The sequence below is a fragment of the Corynebacterium casei LMG S-19264 genome, from assembly GCF_000550785.1.
Taxonomy (GTDB): domain Bacteria; phylum Actinomycetota; class Actinomycetes; order Mycobacteriales; family Mycobacteriaceae; genus Corynebacterium; species Corynebacterium casei.
Genome location: NZ_CP004350.1, coordinates 1,358,620 through 1,374,968, shown reverse-complemented (window position 1 = coordinate 1,374,968; position 16,349 = coordinate 1,358,620). Strand labels below are relative to the sequence as shown.

18 protein-coding genes are annotated in these 16,349 nt (G+C 54.8%); 10 read left to right on the top strand and 8 right to left on the bottom strand.

Annotated features, from left to right (window positions below; all coding sequences use genetic code 11):
- Nucleotides 1-7: 7 nt before the first annotated feature.
- The gene (gene miaA / locus CCASEI_RS06345; protein WP_006821778.1) at nucleotides 8-940 is read right to left on the bottom strand and encodes a tRNA (adenosine(37)-N6)-dimethylallyltransferase MiaA; all 933 of its coding nucleotides are present in this window, start codon (nucleotides 938-940) and stop codon (nucleotides 8-10) included.
- 3 nt (nucleotides 941-943) lie between these two features.
- A complete protein-coding gene (locus CCASEI_RS06340; protein ID WP_006821777.1) occupies nucleotides 944-1,567 on the bottom strand; it encodes a hypothetical protein in 624 nt (207 codons plus the stop codon).
- Between the two features lie 182 nt (nucleotides 1,568-1,749).
- Between CCASEI_RS06340 and CCASEI_RS06335 the strand changes: the two genes are divergently transcribed.
- Entirely contained in the window at nucleotides 1,750-3,078 is a 1,329-nt protein-coding gene (locus tag CCASEI_RS06335) for a DUF349 domain-containing protein (protein WP_025387472.1), read from the top strand.
- A 5-nt stretch (nucleotides 3,079-3,083) separates the two neighbouring features.
- On the top strand, nucleotides 3,084-4,262 hold the full coding sequence (locus CCASEI_RS06330) for a hypothetical protein (protein ID WP_006821775.1): 1,179 nt from the start codon (nucleotides 3,084-3,086) through the stop codon (nucleotides 4,260-4,262).
- On the opposite strand, the gene CCASEI_RS06325 is transcribed toward CCASEI_RS06330, so the two are convergent.
- Together CCASEI_RS06325 and miaB are read right to left on the bottom strand one after the other, a co-directional pair.
- Entirely contained in the window at nucleotides 4,259-4,915 is a 657-nt protein-coding gene (locus tag CCASEI_RS06325; protein WP_006821774.1) for an Rv2732c family membrane protein, read from the bottom strand. The genes CCASEI_RS06330 and CCASEI_RS06325 overlap by 4 nt on opposite strands.
- A 47-nt stretch (nucleotides 4,916-4,962) precedes the next feature.
- The gene (gene miaB / locus CCASEI_RS06320; RefSeq protein WP_006821773.1) at nucleotides 4,963-6,534 is read right to left on the bottom strand and encodes a tRNA (N6-isopentenyl adenosine(37)-C2)-methylthiotransferase MiaB; all 1,572 of its coding nucleotides are present in this window, start codon (nucleotides 6,532-6,534) and stop codon (nucleotides 4,963-4,965) included.
- A gap of 354 nt (nucleotides 6,535-6,888) precedes the next feature.
- Here miaB and gluA point away from each other — a divergent pair, with 354 nt between their 5' ends.
- The 4 genes from gluA (at nucleotide 6,889) to CCASEI_RS06300 (ending at nucleotide 10,267) form a co-directional block, all read left to right on the top strand.
- Nucleotides 6,889-7,617: a glutamate ABC transporter ATP-binding protein GluA gene (gene gluA / locus CCASEI_RS06315; protein WP_006821772.1), complete on the top strand. Its 729-nt coding sequence runs from the start codon at nucleotides 6,889-6,891 to the stop codon at nucleotides 7,615-7,617.
- Nucleotides 7,618-7,659: 42 nt separating this feature from the next.
- Nucleotides 7,660-8,538 (top strand): glutamate ABC transporter substrate-binding protein, encoded by an 879-nt coding sequence (locus tag CCASEI_RS06310; protein ID WP_006821771.1) that lies wholly within the window; start codon nucleotides 7,660-7,662, stop codon nucleotides 8,536-8,538.
- Nucleotides 8,539-8,642: 104 nt separating this feature from the next.
- Nucleotides 8,643-9,329, top strand: a complete 687-nt coding sequence (locus CCASEI_RS06305) for an amino acid ABC transporter permease (RefSeq protein WP_006821770.1) — start codon at nucleotides 8,643-8,645, stop codon at nucleotides 9,327-9,329.
- Nucleotides 9,329-10,267 carry an amino acid ABC transporter permease gene (locus CCASEI_RS06300; RefSeq protein ID WP_006821769.1) on the top strand — a complete coding sequence of 313 codons (939 nt, stop codon included), beginning with the start codon at nucleotides 9,329-9,331 and terminating at the stop codon, nucleotides 10,265-10,267. Before CCASEI_RS06305 ends, CCASEI_RS06300 begins: the two co-directional genes overlap by 1 nt.
- A gap of 12 nt (nucleotides 10,268-10,279) precedes the next feature.
- Here the strand turns inward: CCASEI_RS06300 and recX are convergent, their stop codons facing one another.
- The 3 genes from recX to CCASEI_RS14725 form a co-directional block, all read right to left on the bottom strand.
- On the bottom strand, nucleotides 10,280-10,882 hold the full coding sequence (gene recX, locus CCASEI_RS06295; protein WP_006821768.1) for a recombination regulator RecX: 603 nt from the start codon (nucleotides 10,880-10,882) through the stop codon (nucleotides 10,280-10,282).
- Between the two features lie 123 nt (nucleotides 10,883-11,005).
- Nucleotides 11,006-12,148 carry a recombinase RecA gene (gene recA, locus CCASEI_RS06290; protein WP_006821767.1) on the bottom strand — a complete coding sequence of 381 codons (1,143 nt, stop codon included), beginning with the start codon at nucleotides 12,146-12,148 and terminating at the stop codon, nucleotides 11,006-11,008.
- Nucleotides 12,149-12,370: 222 nt separating this feature from the next.
- Nucleotides 12,371-12,586 carry a DUF3046 domain-containing protein gene (locus CCASEI_RS14725; protein ID WP_006821766.1) on the bottom strand — a complete coding sequence of 72 codons (216 nt, stop codon included), beginning with the start codon at nucleotides 12,584-12,586 and terminating at the stop codon, nucleotides 12,371-12,373.
- 98 nt (nucleotides 12,587-12,684) lie between these two features.
- Between CCASEI_RS14725 and CCASEI_RS06285 the strand changes: the two genes are divergently transcribed.
- From CCASEI_RS06285 to CCASEI_RS06270, 4 genes are all read left to right on the top strand, one after another.
- A complete protein-coding gene (locus CCASEI_RS06285; RefSeq protein ID WP_006821765.1) occupies nucleotides 12,685-13,254 on the top strand; it encodes a biotin transporter BioY in 570 nt (189 codons plus the stop codon).
- Nucleotides 13,254-13,946: an energy-coupling factor ABC transporter ATP-binding protein gene (locus tag CCASEI_RS06280; protein WP_006821764.1), complete on the top strand. Its 693-nt coding sequence runs from the start codon at nucleotides 13,254-13,256 to the stop codon at nucleotides 13,944-13,946. Before CCASEI_RS06285 ends, CCASEI_RS06280 begins: the two co-directional genes overlap by 1 nt.
- Entirely contained in the window at nucleotides 13,946-14,563 is a 618-nt protein-coding gene (locus tag CCASEI_RS06275; protein WP_006821763.1) for an energy-coupling factor transporter transmembrane component T family protein, read from the top strand. Before CCASEI_RS06280 ends, CCASEI_RS06275 begins: the two co-directional genes overlap by 1 nt.
- A gap of 126 nt (nucleotides 14,564-14,689) precedes the next feature.
- The gene (locus CCASEI_RS06270; protein WP_006821762.1) at nucleotides 14,690-15,292 is read left to right on the top strand and encodes a biotin transporter BioY; all 603 of its coding nucleotides are present in this window, start codon (nucleotides 14,690-14,692) and stop codon (nucleotides 15,290-15,292) included.
- Between the two features lie 86 nt (nucleotides 15,293-15,378).
- Here CCASEI_RS06270 and CCASEI_RS06265 read toward each other — a convergent pair whose 3' ends face one another.
- The gene (locus CCASEI_RS06265) at nucleotides 15,379-16,221 is read right to left on the bottom strand and encodes a PspA/IM30 family protein (RefSeq protein ID WP_006821761.1); all 843 of its coding nucleotides are present in this window, start codon (nucleotides 16,219-16,221) and stop codon (nucleotides 15,379-15,381) included.
- Nucleotides 16,222-16,349 lie beyond the last annotated feature (128 nt).

Below are 16,349 nucleotides of genomic sequence, written 5' to 3'. Positions count from 1 at the left end.
TTTCATACTAGTGCAGTGCGTCAAGTGCCTGCGGCAAGGTAGGTGCAGTGGCATCAAGCCAGGTAATACGCTTGTCGCGGTGGAACCACGAGCGTTGACGGCGCACGTAGCGCCGCGTGCCGATGACGGTGCGATCGACTGCCTCTTCCCAGCTCAACTCACCTTCCATGGCTTGGAATACCTGGGCATAACCAATCGCGCGCCCCGCCGTCGAATCCCGCACTAGGCCTTGTTCAATGAGCCCTTCAACTTCTTTGACCAATCCCTGTTCAAACATCAGATTGGTACGAAGCTCAATGCGCGGATTCAGCCACTCCGGATTGGTTTCTAGTCCTAAAAGCTGAGCATTCCACCGAGGCGGCGCATCTTTTGGCGGCTGGCTGGCCTGAAAAGGCTTGCCGGTAAGCTCAATGACTTCCAGAGCGCGCACGGTTCGGCGTGGATCCTTATCTTCAATAATCGAAGCTGCTTGCGGATCGACGTGGGCGAGCTTGGCATGCATCTCATCCACACCGACTTCCTGCAGTTGTGCCTCGTATTTCGCACGCACCGCAGGGTCGGTGGGCGGAAAGGCCCACGCGTCAACCAAAGACTGCACATACAGCATGGAGCCGCCAACGATGATCGGGCGCTTTCCACGCGACATGATCTCTTCAGCATCACGCACCGCATCTTCTTGATAGCGCGCGACGGAAGCCGTATCCGTAATGTCCCATACATCAAGCTGGTGGTGCGGGATACCTTCACGCTCTTCCGGCTTAAGCTTTGCTGTTCCGATATCCATGCCGCGATAAAGCTGCATGGAGTCACAATTGACTACTTCGCCCCCAAAATGATGGGCAAGTTCCAAAGACAGAGCTGATTTACCTGATGCGGTTGGCCCCACAACCACGATGGGCCGCAATTGCTCAGCCACGTCTCTTGCTTCCACTGCTTCCATTAACTACACCTCCCACGCTGCGACGTAGCGACCGACACCCAGCGTGACATCGACATCGATAAGCTCTGCTTTGCGCGGCTGCACAGCTGCTAATTCCTGCCATAGCTGTGGCTCGACCACCCCGGCATCGACAAGTTTGTGCTCACTAATCGCTTCTGTGCCCACCTGTGCATTGTTGCCGCTCAAAACCTCTTGGCACCACTGGTTAATTTCTTCGGCTGAATCCAACAGTGCCAACGGCGCACGCGCGGTCAAACCCGCGCTGCCATCGACGACGATGATGGTCAGCGCTTCAGAATTCAATTCACCAATATGCGCCCGAACCTCTGCCACCGCAGACTGAGAAATATTCGCGTGGCTCAGCACATAACGGGCAACAAGCTCACCCAGATAATGACCATCCTCGACGTTTACCTGCGGCGCACCCCACGCCCGAAGCGAGCCCTTGTGAGCGGTGTACCAGCGCTTATCTCGCGAGCTGACCACATGGATGGGGCGATCTGATGGCGTTGTAGCATGAGATATCACTTCAACCGCGCTGCTCAGCAACCAGCGGGAGGCTTCATCACTGGGTGAAAGCTCGGGAATGAGAGCGGGCGAACCGGGAAGAAAGACAACATTTTTCATTGTGTCTCCCATCCTAAGCCCGTCGGTGGAATTAGTATCATTAACCCTGACATCACCGCACCTATACCGGTATTGTGTAATAAGACACGTTCGTCTCGCATATTGTGGAGCGTTCGTCATTTAATTTCTAGGCAGCCGTGTCGCGCGGCACAGCCCTCAAAAGTAAGGACGGAGTTTATCTCATGGCAACTTCTACCCCATCCCCTGCCAACATGCCGAAGCCAGGCCCTCGCCCAGGTGCGAAGCCACAGCCAGCACAGGCGCAGCCAGTGGTTGTGATGAATAAACCTCCACAATCCGACCCAGCTAAGTGGGGCCGCATTGATGACAACGGCACAGTCTTTGTCACCACCGCCACCGGTGAGCGCGAAGTTGGAAGCTGGCAGGCTGGCACTCCGGAAGAGGGCCTGGCGCACTTTGGTGCCCGCTACGACGACTTGGCAACTGAGGTTGAGCTGCTGGAAGCACGCCTGAAAGCGCATCCGGACGAAGCTGAAGCCATCAAGAAAACTGCTGCCGAACTGAAGACAACCGTTCCTACCGCCGCTGTTGTCGGTGACTTGGCGGCCCTAGAATCCCGTCTGGATGCCATCCAAGAGCACTCCATCAAAGCTGGCGAGCAAGCTGCAGCCGATAAGGCGCGCCGCCGCGAAGAAGCTATTGCCGCTAAGGAAGTCCTTGCTGCTGAAGCCGAGGAATTGGCGGAGAACTCCACCGACTGGAAGTCTGCCGGTGACCGCATCCGCGAGATCCTCAACGAGTGGAAGCAAATTAAGGGCATTGACCGCAAGACCGATGATGGTTTGTGGAAGCGCTACTCCCGCGCACGTGATGCCTTCAACCGCCGCCGCGGCGCGCACTTCGCAGAGCTCGACCGTGGCCGTGCTGCTGCACGCAAGAAGAAAGAAGAGCTGGTTGAGCGCGCTGAGGCTCTCAAGACCTCCACCGACTGGGGTGAGACCGCGCGCGCCTACCGTGATTTGATGACGGAGTGGAAGGCAGCCGGTCGCGCACCACGCGAAGTAGATGACAAGCTGTGGGCAGCATTCCGCGGCGCCCAGGATCACTTCTTCGCAGCGCGTGACGCCGTTAATAATGAACGCGATCAAGAGTTCGCCGCTAATGCGAAGGCTAAAGACGAACTCATCGCTGAATATGACGGACTTATTGATCCCGCAAAGAACGTCGAAGGCGCCAAGGCCAAGCTGCGCGAGCTGCAGGATAAGTGGGAAGAGGTTGGCTTTGTTCCACGCGATCAGGTCCGTGAGTACGAGGACAAGATTGGCGCCTTGGAAAACCGCGTCTCTGATGCCGAAGAATCCAACTGGCGCCGCACCGACCCTGAAGTTCAGGCACGTGTAAACCAGTTCAAGGTCAAGGTTGATGAGTTTACCGCCCAGGCTGAAGCCGCTGAGGCAAAGGGCAAGACCAAGAAGGCAGAAGAACTGCGCGCACAAGCTGCGCAGTGGGCTGAGTGGGCAAAGACGGCTGAAGCAGCCGTAGAAAACTAATCACTGTGGATAATCTGCACCTCGTGCAGTTTGCGCCACCTTCATTTCCCTCCACCACCGCCAGCGGCCCGGTAAGTACCTCACCGGCGTCGGCACGGCTGGAGGGATTTGTTCCTGAGCCCTCCGACGCCATTCGCACCTTTGTGTTCATGGCTAATCTTTATGCCCAGGAAGCAACAGGTGACCCAGCTGCCTCTGCCTCCCCTGAACGCGTAGTTCACCGCCTTCGCGGCTCCAATGAGTCACTAACCTATATCTTTGCCCTGGTCCAAGGAAAGCCACCGCTGGGAGAAGTCTCTGCGCTTGGCCTGCCACAAATTCCTTCCACTGGTGAGTGCCCGGACTATGACTATGTCGGTTTCATCCACGTCAGTATCCCGCTGCTGGAAGAGAGAAATACGGCGGACGTGGATTTTGTCCTGGACGTGAACTTTCTTCCCTTACCAGGTGAAGAAATGGACGACGATGCTCAGCACATTGCTGCGACGTTGGTAAAACACGGCCTGGACATCTCCCGCAAGCTGGGGCGCACGACCGTGCAAACAGGATCGCTGCATTCGGACGATACCACCGCGGATGCCGATCCTTTCACTGCGTTTTACCGCCAGGCAGGCTTTAGCATTAAGCATGCTGAACGCCAGATTGTGGTTCCAGTACCCGAACAGCCTGCCACGGCGCTGGTTCCAGCTGGTCTTGGCACACACGTCTGGCCGGATTATGACATCCCGGATGAGTATGTTGATGATGTCATTGCTCTGCTTAGCGTGGCTTCTGAGGACTCATTGACGGGCGATTTGAGTGTTGAGCCGATTCAGTGGAACCGTCAGCGGCTCGAGGAAGCGCATGGTCGGCTGCGCTCACGCAACGCGCATACGTTGATCATCGCTCTTGTCGATGAAGCTTCATCCGCCGTCGTAGCTCTCACCGAGATTGGCCGGCATGCGGCATCTGACCCTGAAGTTGCCGAATGGACCATGACGGTCACCCACCGTGAGCGCCGACGTCACCAATACGCGAGCCGACTCAAGTTATTAGCCTTGACAGCCCTGCGGGATAGGTGGCCGGAAGTAGAACGCACCTATTCATCCATCGGTGTTGATGATGAGGCAATGAACCGCATCTACAGCGGGCTCAACGCCGAAGGAATCTCTCAGTCCGAAGCCTGGGAGCTCGCGCTAAATTAGTCCTCTGCCGGGCCCTGCTTAGGCTCGCGTGGTTTCTTAGATTTCTGTACGTCTTGGTGTCGCTCAGCGGCGCGGGCACGGCGGTCATCAACAAGCAAATGATTAACTTCGGGTGCAGCTTCCTTGCGGATATCCATCTGCGCTTGCCCCACAGAATCGAGCTCCGCCGCGGCTTCGCGGGCGCGTTGTGCTGCTTCAAGCTGTTCTGGGTTGCGGCGCAGTGCCACAAGTGAGTAAGAGACAGTCGCGATTGCCACTGCAATGATTCCGCACCACATGCCGATTTCCGCGCTATCAGTACGAGTACCGCGCATCCACACCATAAACAATGAATAGGCAAAGCCTACGGTGACGAACATCCAGCCAACCAGCCCGAATACAGCCTTGCGGGTGATCAAGACCAAAGTCGTGCAAATACCCACGCCCAAGGTAGCCAAAATAGCAAAGACAAACTCAGCAATTGACATGGTCTCTCGCGCTGCGGCGGAAAAGGTAATGATCTGAAAACCACGCAGTCCGGCCGCCTGCGGCAAAAGCAGCCACGCAACATAAAACGCGTCGGCGATAATGAGCGGAATAACCTGATTTCTCAAGTCCATTGTTTGAGCAATCTTTCGCTCAGCCTGAATCGGATTTAACTGCTGCTTAGACACAATTACCTAGCTTACTCTTGCTTGCTCGTTAGAAAATTTTTGTCGGTTTACAAACCGCACGCGTTGACGGGTGCTGGCTCCTGCGCCGGCTTGCCAATCTGTGGCAAGCCCAAACCCACGCCAATCGGTTGCGTGGTTGGGGTCTGGCCCAAAGCAGACATGTCACCAGCCTTGGTTCGGCGATGCGACGCAACCCCAGAATCAGCGATGAGGAAGAAAGACCCGGAATCAGTAATAGTCGTGTGCACGACATCGCCGGGGCGAATCTCTGAAGATATGTCCTTGCCATCTTGAACTGGGGCAAAGTGCACCAAGCGGCCATCACGCGCACGCCCGCTGAGGCGGTGAGTCTTATCATTCTTGCGGCCATCGGCCTGCACCAAAAGCTCTACATCGATGCCCACCAGTGTGGCGTTCTCTGTCGCGGCAATCTCATCCTGCAAAGCAATCAGGCGCTCAAAGCGGTCCTGCACAACTTCCTTCGGGACTTGATTTTCCATGGTTGCAGCAGGAGTGCCTGGGCGCGGCGAATATTGGAAGGTATAAGCAGCAGAGAAACGTGCACGCCGAACAATATCCAAGGTGCCCTGGAAATCTTCTTCAGTCTCTCCTGGGAAGCCAACGATGATATCGGTAGTGATTGCAGCATGCGGCATCTTCTCACGCACTTCATCAACAATGCCCATGTATTTCTTCGTGCGGTAGGAACGGCGCATGTCCTTGAGCACCTTGTCCGAACCAGACTGCAAAGGCATGTGTAGCTGTGGGCACACCGCCGGGGTGTCCGCCATTGCATCAATGACATCGGAGGTGAACTCCGCTGGGTGCGGGGAGGTAAAGCGCAGACGTTCCAGTCCTTCAATTGCACCAACTTCACGCAGTAGTTTGGAGAAGGCGAACTTGTCACGTGGCATATCCGGGTCAGCGAAGTTCACACCATAAGAGTTCACGTTCTGCCCCAGCAGAGTCACTTCTGTAACTCCCTGGTCCACCAGCGCTTGAACCTCAGCCAGGATGTCACCTGGGCGGCGGTCTTCTTCCTTACCGCGCAGTGAAGGAACAATACAGAAAGTACAGGTGTTGTTGCAGCCCACCGAGATAGACACCCAACCTGCATAGGCGGACTCACGCTTGGCAGGTAGCACCGAAGGAAATGCCTCTAGCGAATCAACAATCTCAATCTGCGCTTCCTCATTGTGGCGCGCACGCTCCAGCAAGGCAGGCAACGCCGCCATGTTGTGGGTACCGAATACAGCATCCACCCATGGGGCATTGGAGATAACCGTATCTTTGTCTTTTTGCGCCAAGCAACCGCCCACGGCAATCTGCATGCCGGGATGATTATCCTTGGTCTTCTTCAATGCGCCGAGAGAGCCATAAAGACGCTTGTCAGCGTTTTCACGCACAGCACAAGTATTGAACACGACCAGATCGGGTTCAGCCTCTTCTGGCGCCGCGACATAGCCAGCTTCTTCCAATAAGCCAGAGATACGTTCAGAGTCATGAACGTTCATCTGACAGCCGAAGGTCCGCACTTCATAGGTACGAACTGCCGATGCTGCCGCTGGGGATGCGGCATCATTTGAGGTCACGGGGTTTTCATTGGGGGTTTCGCGCATGGTTTCCACGTCTAAATATTGTAGTGGGCCTTTGCAGTAGTGCCTAACCATCTGAATATCGGTAGAAAATATGTTCGTGCGGACATCGAACACGGTATGACGGGGGCAACATTGGGGGTCATTTGAACCCCATTCACTGGCCAACTTTACAGATTAGCTTTGTTCGCAAACATAGATTTCACACCCCACAACCTGCGCTAACGCATAGGCCTCCACACAAAACCTTTGCAATTTCGGCAAAGTTTACCAAGTTGTTATTTCAACAATCACACGCTTGCAAACTTCACCGCCTAACATTCTGAGTATGTTGCAACACACACGCGAAGGGAGAACAGTGAAGTGACAGACACTCCGATGATTCGCATGAGCGGCGTGCAGAAGTTCTTTGATGACTTCCAAGCACTGACGGATATTGACCTTGAGGTTAAGCACGGCGAGGTAGTTGTGGTTCTTGGCCCATCGGGTTCAGGTAAGTCAACGCTCTGCCGAACCATCAATCGACTCGAGACAATTAAAGAAGGAACCATTGAAATTGATGGGACCGTCCTCCCGGAGGAAGGTGGCCAGCTGGCCAAGCTTCGCGCCGATGTGGGCATGGTTTTCCAGCAATTCAATCTCTTCCCCCACCTCACCATTTTGGACAACGTCACCTTGGGCCCCATCAAGGTCCGCAAGATGAAGAAGGCCGCCGCTGAAGAGCGCGCCATGCAGCTTCTTGACCGCGTCGGAATTGGCAACCAGGCAAATAAGTACCCGGCGCAGCTTTCGGGTGGTCAGCAGCAGCGTGTTGCTATCGCTCGCGCGTTGGCAATGACGCCAAAGATCATGCTTTTCGATGAGCCAACTTCAGCACTTGACCCGGAAATGGTCAATGAGGTTTTGGACGTTATGACGTCTTTGGCCAAAGAAGGCATGACCATGGTGGTTGTGACGCACGAAATGGGCTTCGCCCGCCGCGCAGCCGACCGAATCCTGTTCATGGCCGATGGAGAAATTGTAGAAGACACAGACCCTGAGTCCTTCTTCAATAATCCACAGTCCGATCGTGCCAAGGACTTCCTCGGCAAGATTCTTTCCCACTAATCCCTGTATTTGCGTCCCCACATTTCATCTAAGGAGAAAATCATGTCCCGTTCAATCACTCGCATCGCAGCAATCCTCGGCACCGTTGCCGTATCTGCCAGCATTCTCGCAGCTTGTGGCGACTCCGCTGGCGGCGATTCCGACGGCCTGCTGGGCGCTATCGAGTCCGGCAATGTCACCCTTGGCACCAAGTTCGACCAGCCAGGTCTAGGTCTTCGTGAGCCAGACGGATCCATGACCGGTCTGGACATTGATGTTGCGACCTACGTCGTGAACTCCATCGCGGCTGAAAACGGCTGGGAGGAGCCAACCATCGACTGGCGTGAAACCCCTTCCGCACAGCGTGAGACCCTCATCCAAAACGGCGAGGTTGACCTCATTACCGCGACCTACTCCATCAACCCAGGTCGTTCTGAGTCCGTCAACTTCGGTGGTCCATACTTGCTGACTCACCAGGCATTGCTGGTTCAGGAGTCCAACTCTGAAATCTCTGGCTTGGATGACCTGGACGGCAAGATCCTGTGCTCCGTTACCGGTTCTACCCCAGCGCAGAAGGTCAAGGAAGCACTTCCTTCCGTTCAGTTGCAGGAATACGACACCTACTCCAGCTGTACTGAAGCACTACGCCAGGGCAACGTTGACGCGCTGACCACTGACGCGACCATCCTCAATGGCTACTCCGCACAGTCCCCAGGCAACTTCCGCGTGGTTGAGCTGGAGCAGGACGGCGAGCCATTCACCAACGAGTACTACGGGATCGGCTTGGCTAAGGATGACACTGAGGGCACCGACGCAATCAACACCGCTCTGGAAGCAATGTTCGATGACGGTTCCTACGACCAGTTCATCTCTGACAACCTAGGCGAAGGCGATGCAATTACTCCGGGCACCCCTGGTGACCTGTCCTTCTTGGATGAGTAATTCAAACGCTTAACTGTTACTGAATAGCCCCCGCGAGAAGCACATAGCCGGGGCTATTCTCACTCACCACACATTTCGCGTTTGAAAAGTATGCAAGGAGAACTATGAACGCCATGTGGGATCAGCTATTACCGGACTTATGGCCTGCGTTTTGGCTCACCATTCAACTGACATTCTGGTCAGCAATTGGTTCTGTCATCTTCGGAACCATCCTCACCGCCATGAGGGTCTCACCCGTGTCAATTTTGCGCACGATTTCCACGTTCTACATTTCCGTGGTGCGCAATACTCCCCTGACGCTCATCGTCTTGCTCTGTTCCTTTGGTTTGTACCAAAACCTGGGCATGGCTCTGGCAAGTCGCGAATCCGGCACCTTCCTGGTGGACAACAACTTCCGTTTGGCCATCGTGGGCTTCATTTTGTACACCTCGGCCTTCGTTGCGGAATCTCTACGTTCCGGCATCAACACTGTTGATTTCGGGCAAGCCGAAGCAGCCCGATCCTTGGGCTTGAGCTTTGGAGACATGTTCCGAAAGATTGTCTTCCCTCAAGCTGTGCGCGCGGCCATTGTGCCGTTGGGCAACACGCTTATCGCGTTGACGAAGAACACCACGATTGCATCCACCATTGGTGTTGCTGAGGCCTCGCTGTTGATGAAGTCCACGATTGAGAACCACGCTAATCAGCTGTTCATCATCTTCTTCATCTTCGCACTCGGCTTCATCATCCTGACGCTGCCAATGGGCCTGGGATTGGGCAAGCTCTCTGAGAGAATGGCGGTGAACAAGTAATGTCTGTACGCGCTACAGTCCTTTATGACGCGCCCGGCCCAAAGGGCCGCCGCAATAACCGCATTTACTCACTGATTGCCGGCATCATCTTCTTGGCCATCATCGGCTGGGTTGCGTGGACGCTAAACAACAACGGCCAGTTTGAAGGCCGTCTATGGACACCGTTCCTCGATATTCAAACCTGGACGACCTACCTACTGCCGGGTCTTCGCGGCACACTATTCTCGGCATTTGCATCCATTTTGCTGGCTTGTGTGTTCGGCGTGGTCTTGGGCCTGGGCCGACTGTCTGAAAACCGCCTTGTCCGCTGGATCTGCGGCGTAATCGTTGAGTTCTTCCGCGCCATCCCGGTGCTGTTGCTCATGATTTTCGCTTACCAGCTATTCGCGGTCTACAACGTCGTGCCATCCCGCCACCTGGCCTTCTCCGCGGTTGTCTTCGCTTTGACCTTGTACAACGGTTCTGTTATCGCGGAGATTCTGCGTTCCGGTATTCGTTCCCTGCCAAAGGGTCAGACTGAAGCGGCTAAGGCACTGGGATTGTCCCACCGCTTGACCATGTACCGCGTTCTGCTGCCGCAGGCTATTGCAGCCATGCTGCCAGCACTGATTGCACAGATGGTCATTGCTCTGAAGGACTCCGCTCTGGGCTACCAGATTGGCTACATCGAAATTGTTCGTTCCGGTATACAGTCTGCGTCTTACAACCAGAACTTCCTGGCATCGCTGGTCATTGTCGGTATCATCATGGTGCTCATCAACTGGGGTCTTACCACCCTGGCACAGCGCATCGAGCGTCAGCTGCGCGCTGGCCGTGCCCGCAAGAACATCATTGCCAAGGTTCCGGAAGAACCAGATCAGGGTCTAGACACCAAGGACAACGTCAACGTTGACTGGCACAACCCTAACTACAAGCAAGTTAGGAACCCTTCGGAATAATCTTTTGAGGCCCTAGGATGTCCCTAGCTCTTCACACCGCTCATCCAATGCGCGGCGTGCAAGAGATAGGGACATTCCTTCGTTAAAGCCCCTGCGCGCAAGCACACCAACGATTCGGCGCAGGGCCTTGTCACGCTCGCCGCGGTCTTCAGGGACATGTTTGATGGACCTGGCCTTCTTGACTGCCAGCTTCCAGGCCATGTCCTCTTCGTCTTCCTGGTCTATTTGTTCGAGCGCCTGCGCACGAACTGCGGAAGAAATGCCTTTGCGCACCAATTCCTGATTGAGGGCACGCGAAGATTTCCCGCGTCGTGCGTGGCGCTGGCGCACCCATTCCGAAGCAAAGAGTTCATCATTAATGAGCCCGACGCCTGAGAGGTCATCCAGAACTTCTTCAATAACGGGCTCGGCATACTCCAGTTTCAGCAGCCGCTCTTTGAGCTCGTGCCGCGAACGTGCACGCTCATCCAACAGCCGTAGTGCACGAGCTCGAACATCTGCCTTTGCTTCCTCAGCCTCATGGTCAATAAGAGGATTTTCCACATTGCCTTCGGCATAGTCTTCCAAGGCCTGCCGTAGCTTGGCCAGCTTCTCTGGACTAGGCTCTTGCGCCATTGCTCTTTATCCCCTTCTGCCCCTGCACCGGTACGTCGCCGAGTGCTCGATGAAAAATACGCGGTACTTCCATCCCCGGTCTGTGGGACTTTGGTACCGCGTATCGTGTCTTACTTCTGGGCTTTACTCTTCGTCCTCATCGTCGAAATCGACGTTTGGTACAAAGCCCGCTGGATCATCAGTCAATGGGTCTTCTGCCCCAGGAACATCCATCGGAGTCTCTTCGCCGGTGGTCTGAGCATATTCACCAACGCCAAGCTTCTGGAAGATCTTCTTCTCAATCTCATCAGCCAAGTCCTTGTTGCTCTTCAAGAACATGCGAGCCTTTTCCTTACCTTGGCCGAGCTGGTCGCCTTCATAGGTGAACCAAGAACCAGACTTCTTGATAAAGCCGTGTTCAACACCAAGGTCAATGATGGAAGACTCACGGGAGATTCCCTCGCCGTACATGATGTCAAACTCTGCGATCTTAAATGGCGGAGAAACCTTGTTCTTCACAATCTTGATGCGGGTACGGTTACCAATCGCGTCCTGACCATCTTTCAAGGTCTGGATTCGACGGATGTCACAACGGACAGAAGCATAGAACTTCAGCGCCTTACCACCCGTGGTGGTTTCAGGTGAGCCAAACATAACGCCGATCTTCTCACGCAGCTGGTTAATAAAGATGGCGGTGGTGCCCGAATTATACAAAGCACCAGTCATCTTACGCAGCGCCTGCGACATCAAACGCGCCTGCAAACCAACGTGCGAGTCACCCATTTCGCCCTCGATTTCAGCCTTCGGGGTCAAAGCTGCAACCGAGTCAATGACGATAATGTCAATCGCGCCGGAGCGCACCAGCATGTCAGCGATCTCTAGCGCCTGCTCACCTGTGTCAGGCTGAGAAACCAGCAGGTTATCAGTGTCAACGCCCAACAGACGTGCGTATTCAGGATCGAGCGCGTGCTCGGCGTCAATGAAAGCCGCAATGCCGCCGGACTTTTGAGCTTCTGCAATAGCGTGCAGCGCCACAGTGGTCTTACCGGAAGATTCTGGGCCATAAACCTCAACCACACGGCCACGCGGGAATCCACCGATACCCAGGGCAATATCAATAGCGGTGTTACCCGAGGAGATGGCCTGAATTGGTGGGCGGTTTTCCTCACCTAGGCGCATAATGGCACCCTTGCCGAAGTCCTTTTCAATCATGGACATTGCGGCATCTAGTGCCTTCTTACGGTCTTCACCAGGCTTGGTTGCCGTTGCCTTCTTCTTTGCAGCCATGTGTCTTCCTTAATTTAAATTCACTTCATGTTGGTCACACAGTTTGATGACCACTGTAGTTTCTAGACTTAACCGTTTGGCGTTAGGTTCCCACGCCGAAGCCCATTACGCGGTTTACACTAATATCCGCGTCTGACATTTCGAATAGTACACGCACCATCATTCGATTGCATATTCGAATAGGGCGTGTTGTCTCCAAATTGTTCGAGACTTGATTTAAGGCTATTTTCCAGGTCTATCTATGCCCAGGCGCCTATCTTCGGGAATCGAAAAATCATCGCACAATTCTTTCCACACCTTCGCCGGATCGTATCCGCGTTCGATTAAATCATCCGGAGTTCCGCCCAAAGTAGAGACCACGTGCGAATGCGCGATCCACCGACCTTGCAGGGATCCAAAAACATCCTCCAATAATTGCTCAAACTCCGTTAGTCGCATGGGGACTATCATAACGCAGCACTACAAAACGCCTGCTTAAACACTGTTCAAAAGATGGGTTTGCCAGCAATAATAACCTTACTCTACAGTTATCTCCCATGAAGAAGAATTCCCTCGCCACGGACCTGGCATATGTCGCGGTCTTCACCGCGCTCATCATTGTCCTCGCGTTCGTATCCATCCCTGTTGGCGCCGCCGGCGTGCCCATCGTCATGCAGAATGCTGCCATCATTCTAGCCGGGCTCGTCCTGGGCGGCCGCCGTGGTCTCTACGTCGGATTGCTTTTCTTAGTATTGGGACTTGCGTTGCCGGTCTTAGCCGGCGGCGGCACCACACTGCGCGCCTTGGCAGGACCAACAGTCGGCTACATCATCGGCTACGTCCTCTCCCCTGCTGTGGCTGGCCTGATTGCTTACCGTGCGCCACGCAAGAAGGCTGGCATGGCTATCACGCTTATCATCGCGGCTTTCGCAGCACTCGCCGTGCAGTACGTGTGCGGCGCTTTCGGTCTGATGGTTCGTTCCGGTTTGGAGTTGGGACCAGCTTTTGCCGCGCAGGTTCCATTCCTTCTGCCAGATAGTGCAAAGATTGTTGTAGCAATCATCATCGCGCTCGGCGTCCATGCCGCGTTCCCTGACCTCATTTCCCGGAAACGAAAGACCGTGTAGTGCCGCACATCAAGTTCAGCAATGTTGATGTCTCTTTTGATGAGACGCCTGTTCTCAATGGCATCAACTTGGATCTCACCGAGCACCGCATTGGCATCATCGGCTCCAACGGCTCCGGTAAGTCCACCATGACCCGGTTGATCAATGGTTTGGGTGAGCCTACTTCAGGTTCGGTTTCTGTCGATGGCTTGGATGTGTCCGAAAATGGCAAGGAGCTGCGCAAGAAGATTGGGTTCATTTTCTCTGATGCAGAGAATCAGATTGTGATGCCTAATGTGCGCGATGACGTGGCATTTTCCCTTCGCCGTTTCAAGTTGCCCAAGCAGCAACGCATTGAGCTTGTCGATGCCGCACTGGAGCGCTTCAAACTCACAGACCTCGCGGGCAACTCACCGCACACCCTTTCTGGTGGCCAAAAGCAGATGTTGGCTATGGCAGCCGTACTGGTCATTGACCCCATCTTGATCCTGGCCGATGAGCCAACCACCTTGCTGGATTTGATCAACCGCAACCGGATTCGCCGAGAGTTTGCTGAACTTGAGCAGCAAGTCATTGTTGTTACTCACGATCTGGAATTCTTATCTGATTTCGACCGCGTCATCTGCATTGATAATCATGCTGTTGCTTATGACGGCACACCGGATGACACCATTGGTTTCTATACCGATTTGATGCAGCAGCGGGCGATGTGATGAAGACGAAGAACATCCCCCTGGCTGTCTATGTTGATAAAGACACCATCATCCACCGGATGCGCCCGAGCTGGAAGCTGCTGTTTATCTTCGTCTTCATCATCACCAGCTCCATATTGTCTACTACTCCGGTTCGCGGTCTCATCGTATGCGCGATTGCAGCATCACTGTACTTTCTCGCGCAGATCCCTCCGCGCGTGGCGTTCTCACAGTTGTGGCCACCGCTCATCATCTTGGTGCCGCTCGCCGGTTTCCAATGGTGGGCACGGGACTTGGACTATGCCCTGGCGATGTTCCTGTCCATCTTCTCTGCCATCTTGGTGGCTTTCTTGCTCACCTTAACCTCCACGGTCGATGACATCATGGAATCGGTTGAAACCTCCCTTGCTCCACTGGAGCGATTTGGTTTCCCCGTCGATACCGTGACCCTCGCGATGTCTCTGACCATCCGGCTTATCCCCCTGATGTTCGCCACTGTCGGTGAAGTCTTAGATGCCCGCAAAGCCCGTGGCGCTGGCTTTTCCTTCGCAGCTTTTGGCACCCCGGTTCTGATTCGCTCCATTCGCCGCGCCCGCTCCATCGGCGAAGCACTGCAAGCCCGCGGCGTCGGCGACTAAAAGCAATCCGGGGGAAATTTCGGGGAGGTTTCGGGGGGATTTTTACAAACACTACAACCAGGTGGATTTGCCGTACCCAAAACCTAGTTAGCTACTCAAACATATATCTAATCAAGGAATACTCACATGAAAAAGAATTCTGTTGCCACTGACCTCGCTTATGTCGCGGTCTTTACCACGTTGATCATCGTCCTCGCCTTCGTCGCTATCCCAGTCGGCACCGCTGGCGTACCCATCGTTGTGCAGAACTCAGCACTGATTCTGACCGGACTTATCATCGGCGGGCGCCGTGGGCTCTACGTCGGCCTGCTGTTCCTCACCATTGGCCTAGCCCTTCCCGTCCTCGCGGGCGGTGGCACCACGCTGCGTGCGCTCGCCGGACCTACAGCGGGCTACATCATCGGCTACGTGTTCTCCCCTGCTATCGCCGGGCTTATCGCCTACCGTGCGCCGCGCAAGAAGATTGGCATGGTTGCTGTATTTATCGTCGCCGCATTTGCCGGGCTGTTCACGCAATACGTCTTCGGCGCGATTGGGTTGATGGTGCGATCCGGCTTGGGTGTGGTTGAGGCGATTGCTGCGCAGCTCGCCTTCATCCCCGCGGCCAGCATTGAAATGACCGTGGTCATCATCATCGCTTTAGGCGTGCACGCCGCATTCCCTGACCTGATTCGCCGGCAGCCAAAGAAAGCCGCTCCGGCGCAATCGCAGGCGATGGCAACGTCTTAAAAACAGTTTAAGCACAGTCAAAGGAGCTGTTCTCCCAGCCGGGAGAACAGCTCCTTTGACTAACACTTCTCAGCTACGTCGAGTAATTACTCTCCGCGAAGCTCGCGCAGGCGCGCTTGGACTGCATCATCGGACGCAGAAGGCGCAGAATCATTGGCACCGGACTCGATGGACTTGTTGGATGCGGAGTTACCGGACTCAACAGCCTTACCAGCGTTCATCTCAGAACGAATCTGCTCCAGGCGGGAGTGACCAGCCATCTGGATACCAGCCTGCTGCACCTCGGCCATGCGGCCTTCAACAGAGTTGGAAGCCAACTCAGCCTGCCCCAGGGCCTTGGAGTAGCGACGCTCAATCTTGTCGCGTACAGAGTCCAAGGTAGGACCAGAGGTGTTGGTCAGCTCATTCATGCTGGACAGAGAATCAGATACCTTCTCCTGCATCTTGGCCTGCTCCAGCTGGCTCAGCAGCTTGGAACGCTCAGCAACCTTTTCACGCAAGGTGCCAGCGTTGCGCTCCACTGCCTTCTTAGCCTGGTCTGCCTGTTGCAGAGCCTGGTCGTGCAGACGCTTGGAATCTTCTACGGACTGCTCAGCGGTAACCAGCTGCGCAGCGAATGCCTCAGCAGCATTCTCATACTCAACTGCCTTGCTCTCATCACCATCAGCGCGAGCCTTATCTGCCAGCTCAAGCGCCTGACGGGTGTTACCCTGCAGCTTCTCAATCTCACTGAGGCGGCGGTTTAGCTGCATTTCCAGCTGACGCTGGTTACCAATAACTGCTGCAGCCTGCTGGGACAATTCCTGGTGCTGACGCTGAGCATCCTGAATTGCCTGCTCGATCTGCACCTTTGGGTCTGCGTTCTCCTCGATCTTGGAGTCAAACAGCGCCATCAAGTACTTCCACGCCTTAACAAAAGGGTTAGCCATAGTCCCAGGCCTTTCATTCAAATCTACGAGATTCGGATTGTCTATTTACTAAGCTTACTAAGTTTAAAACTACCTTAGAATTCTACAGCCACAATGGTAGCGAAGTCATGCTCACAGTGCCGCGCGAA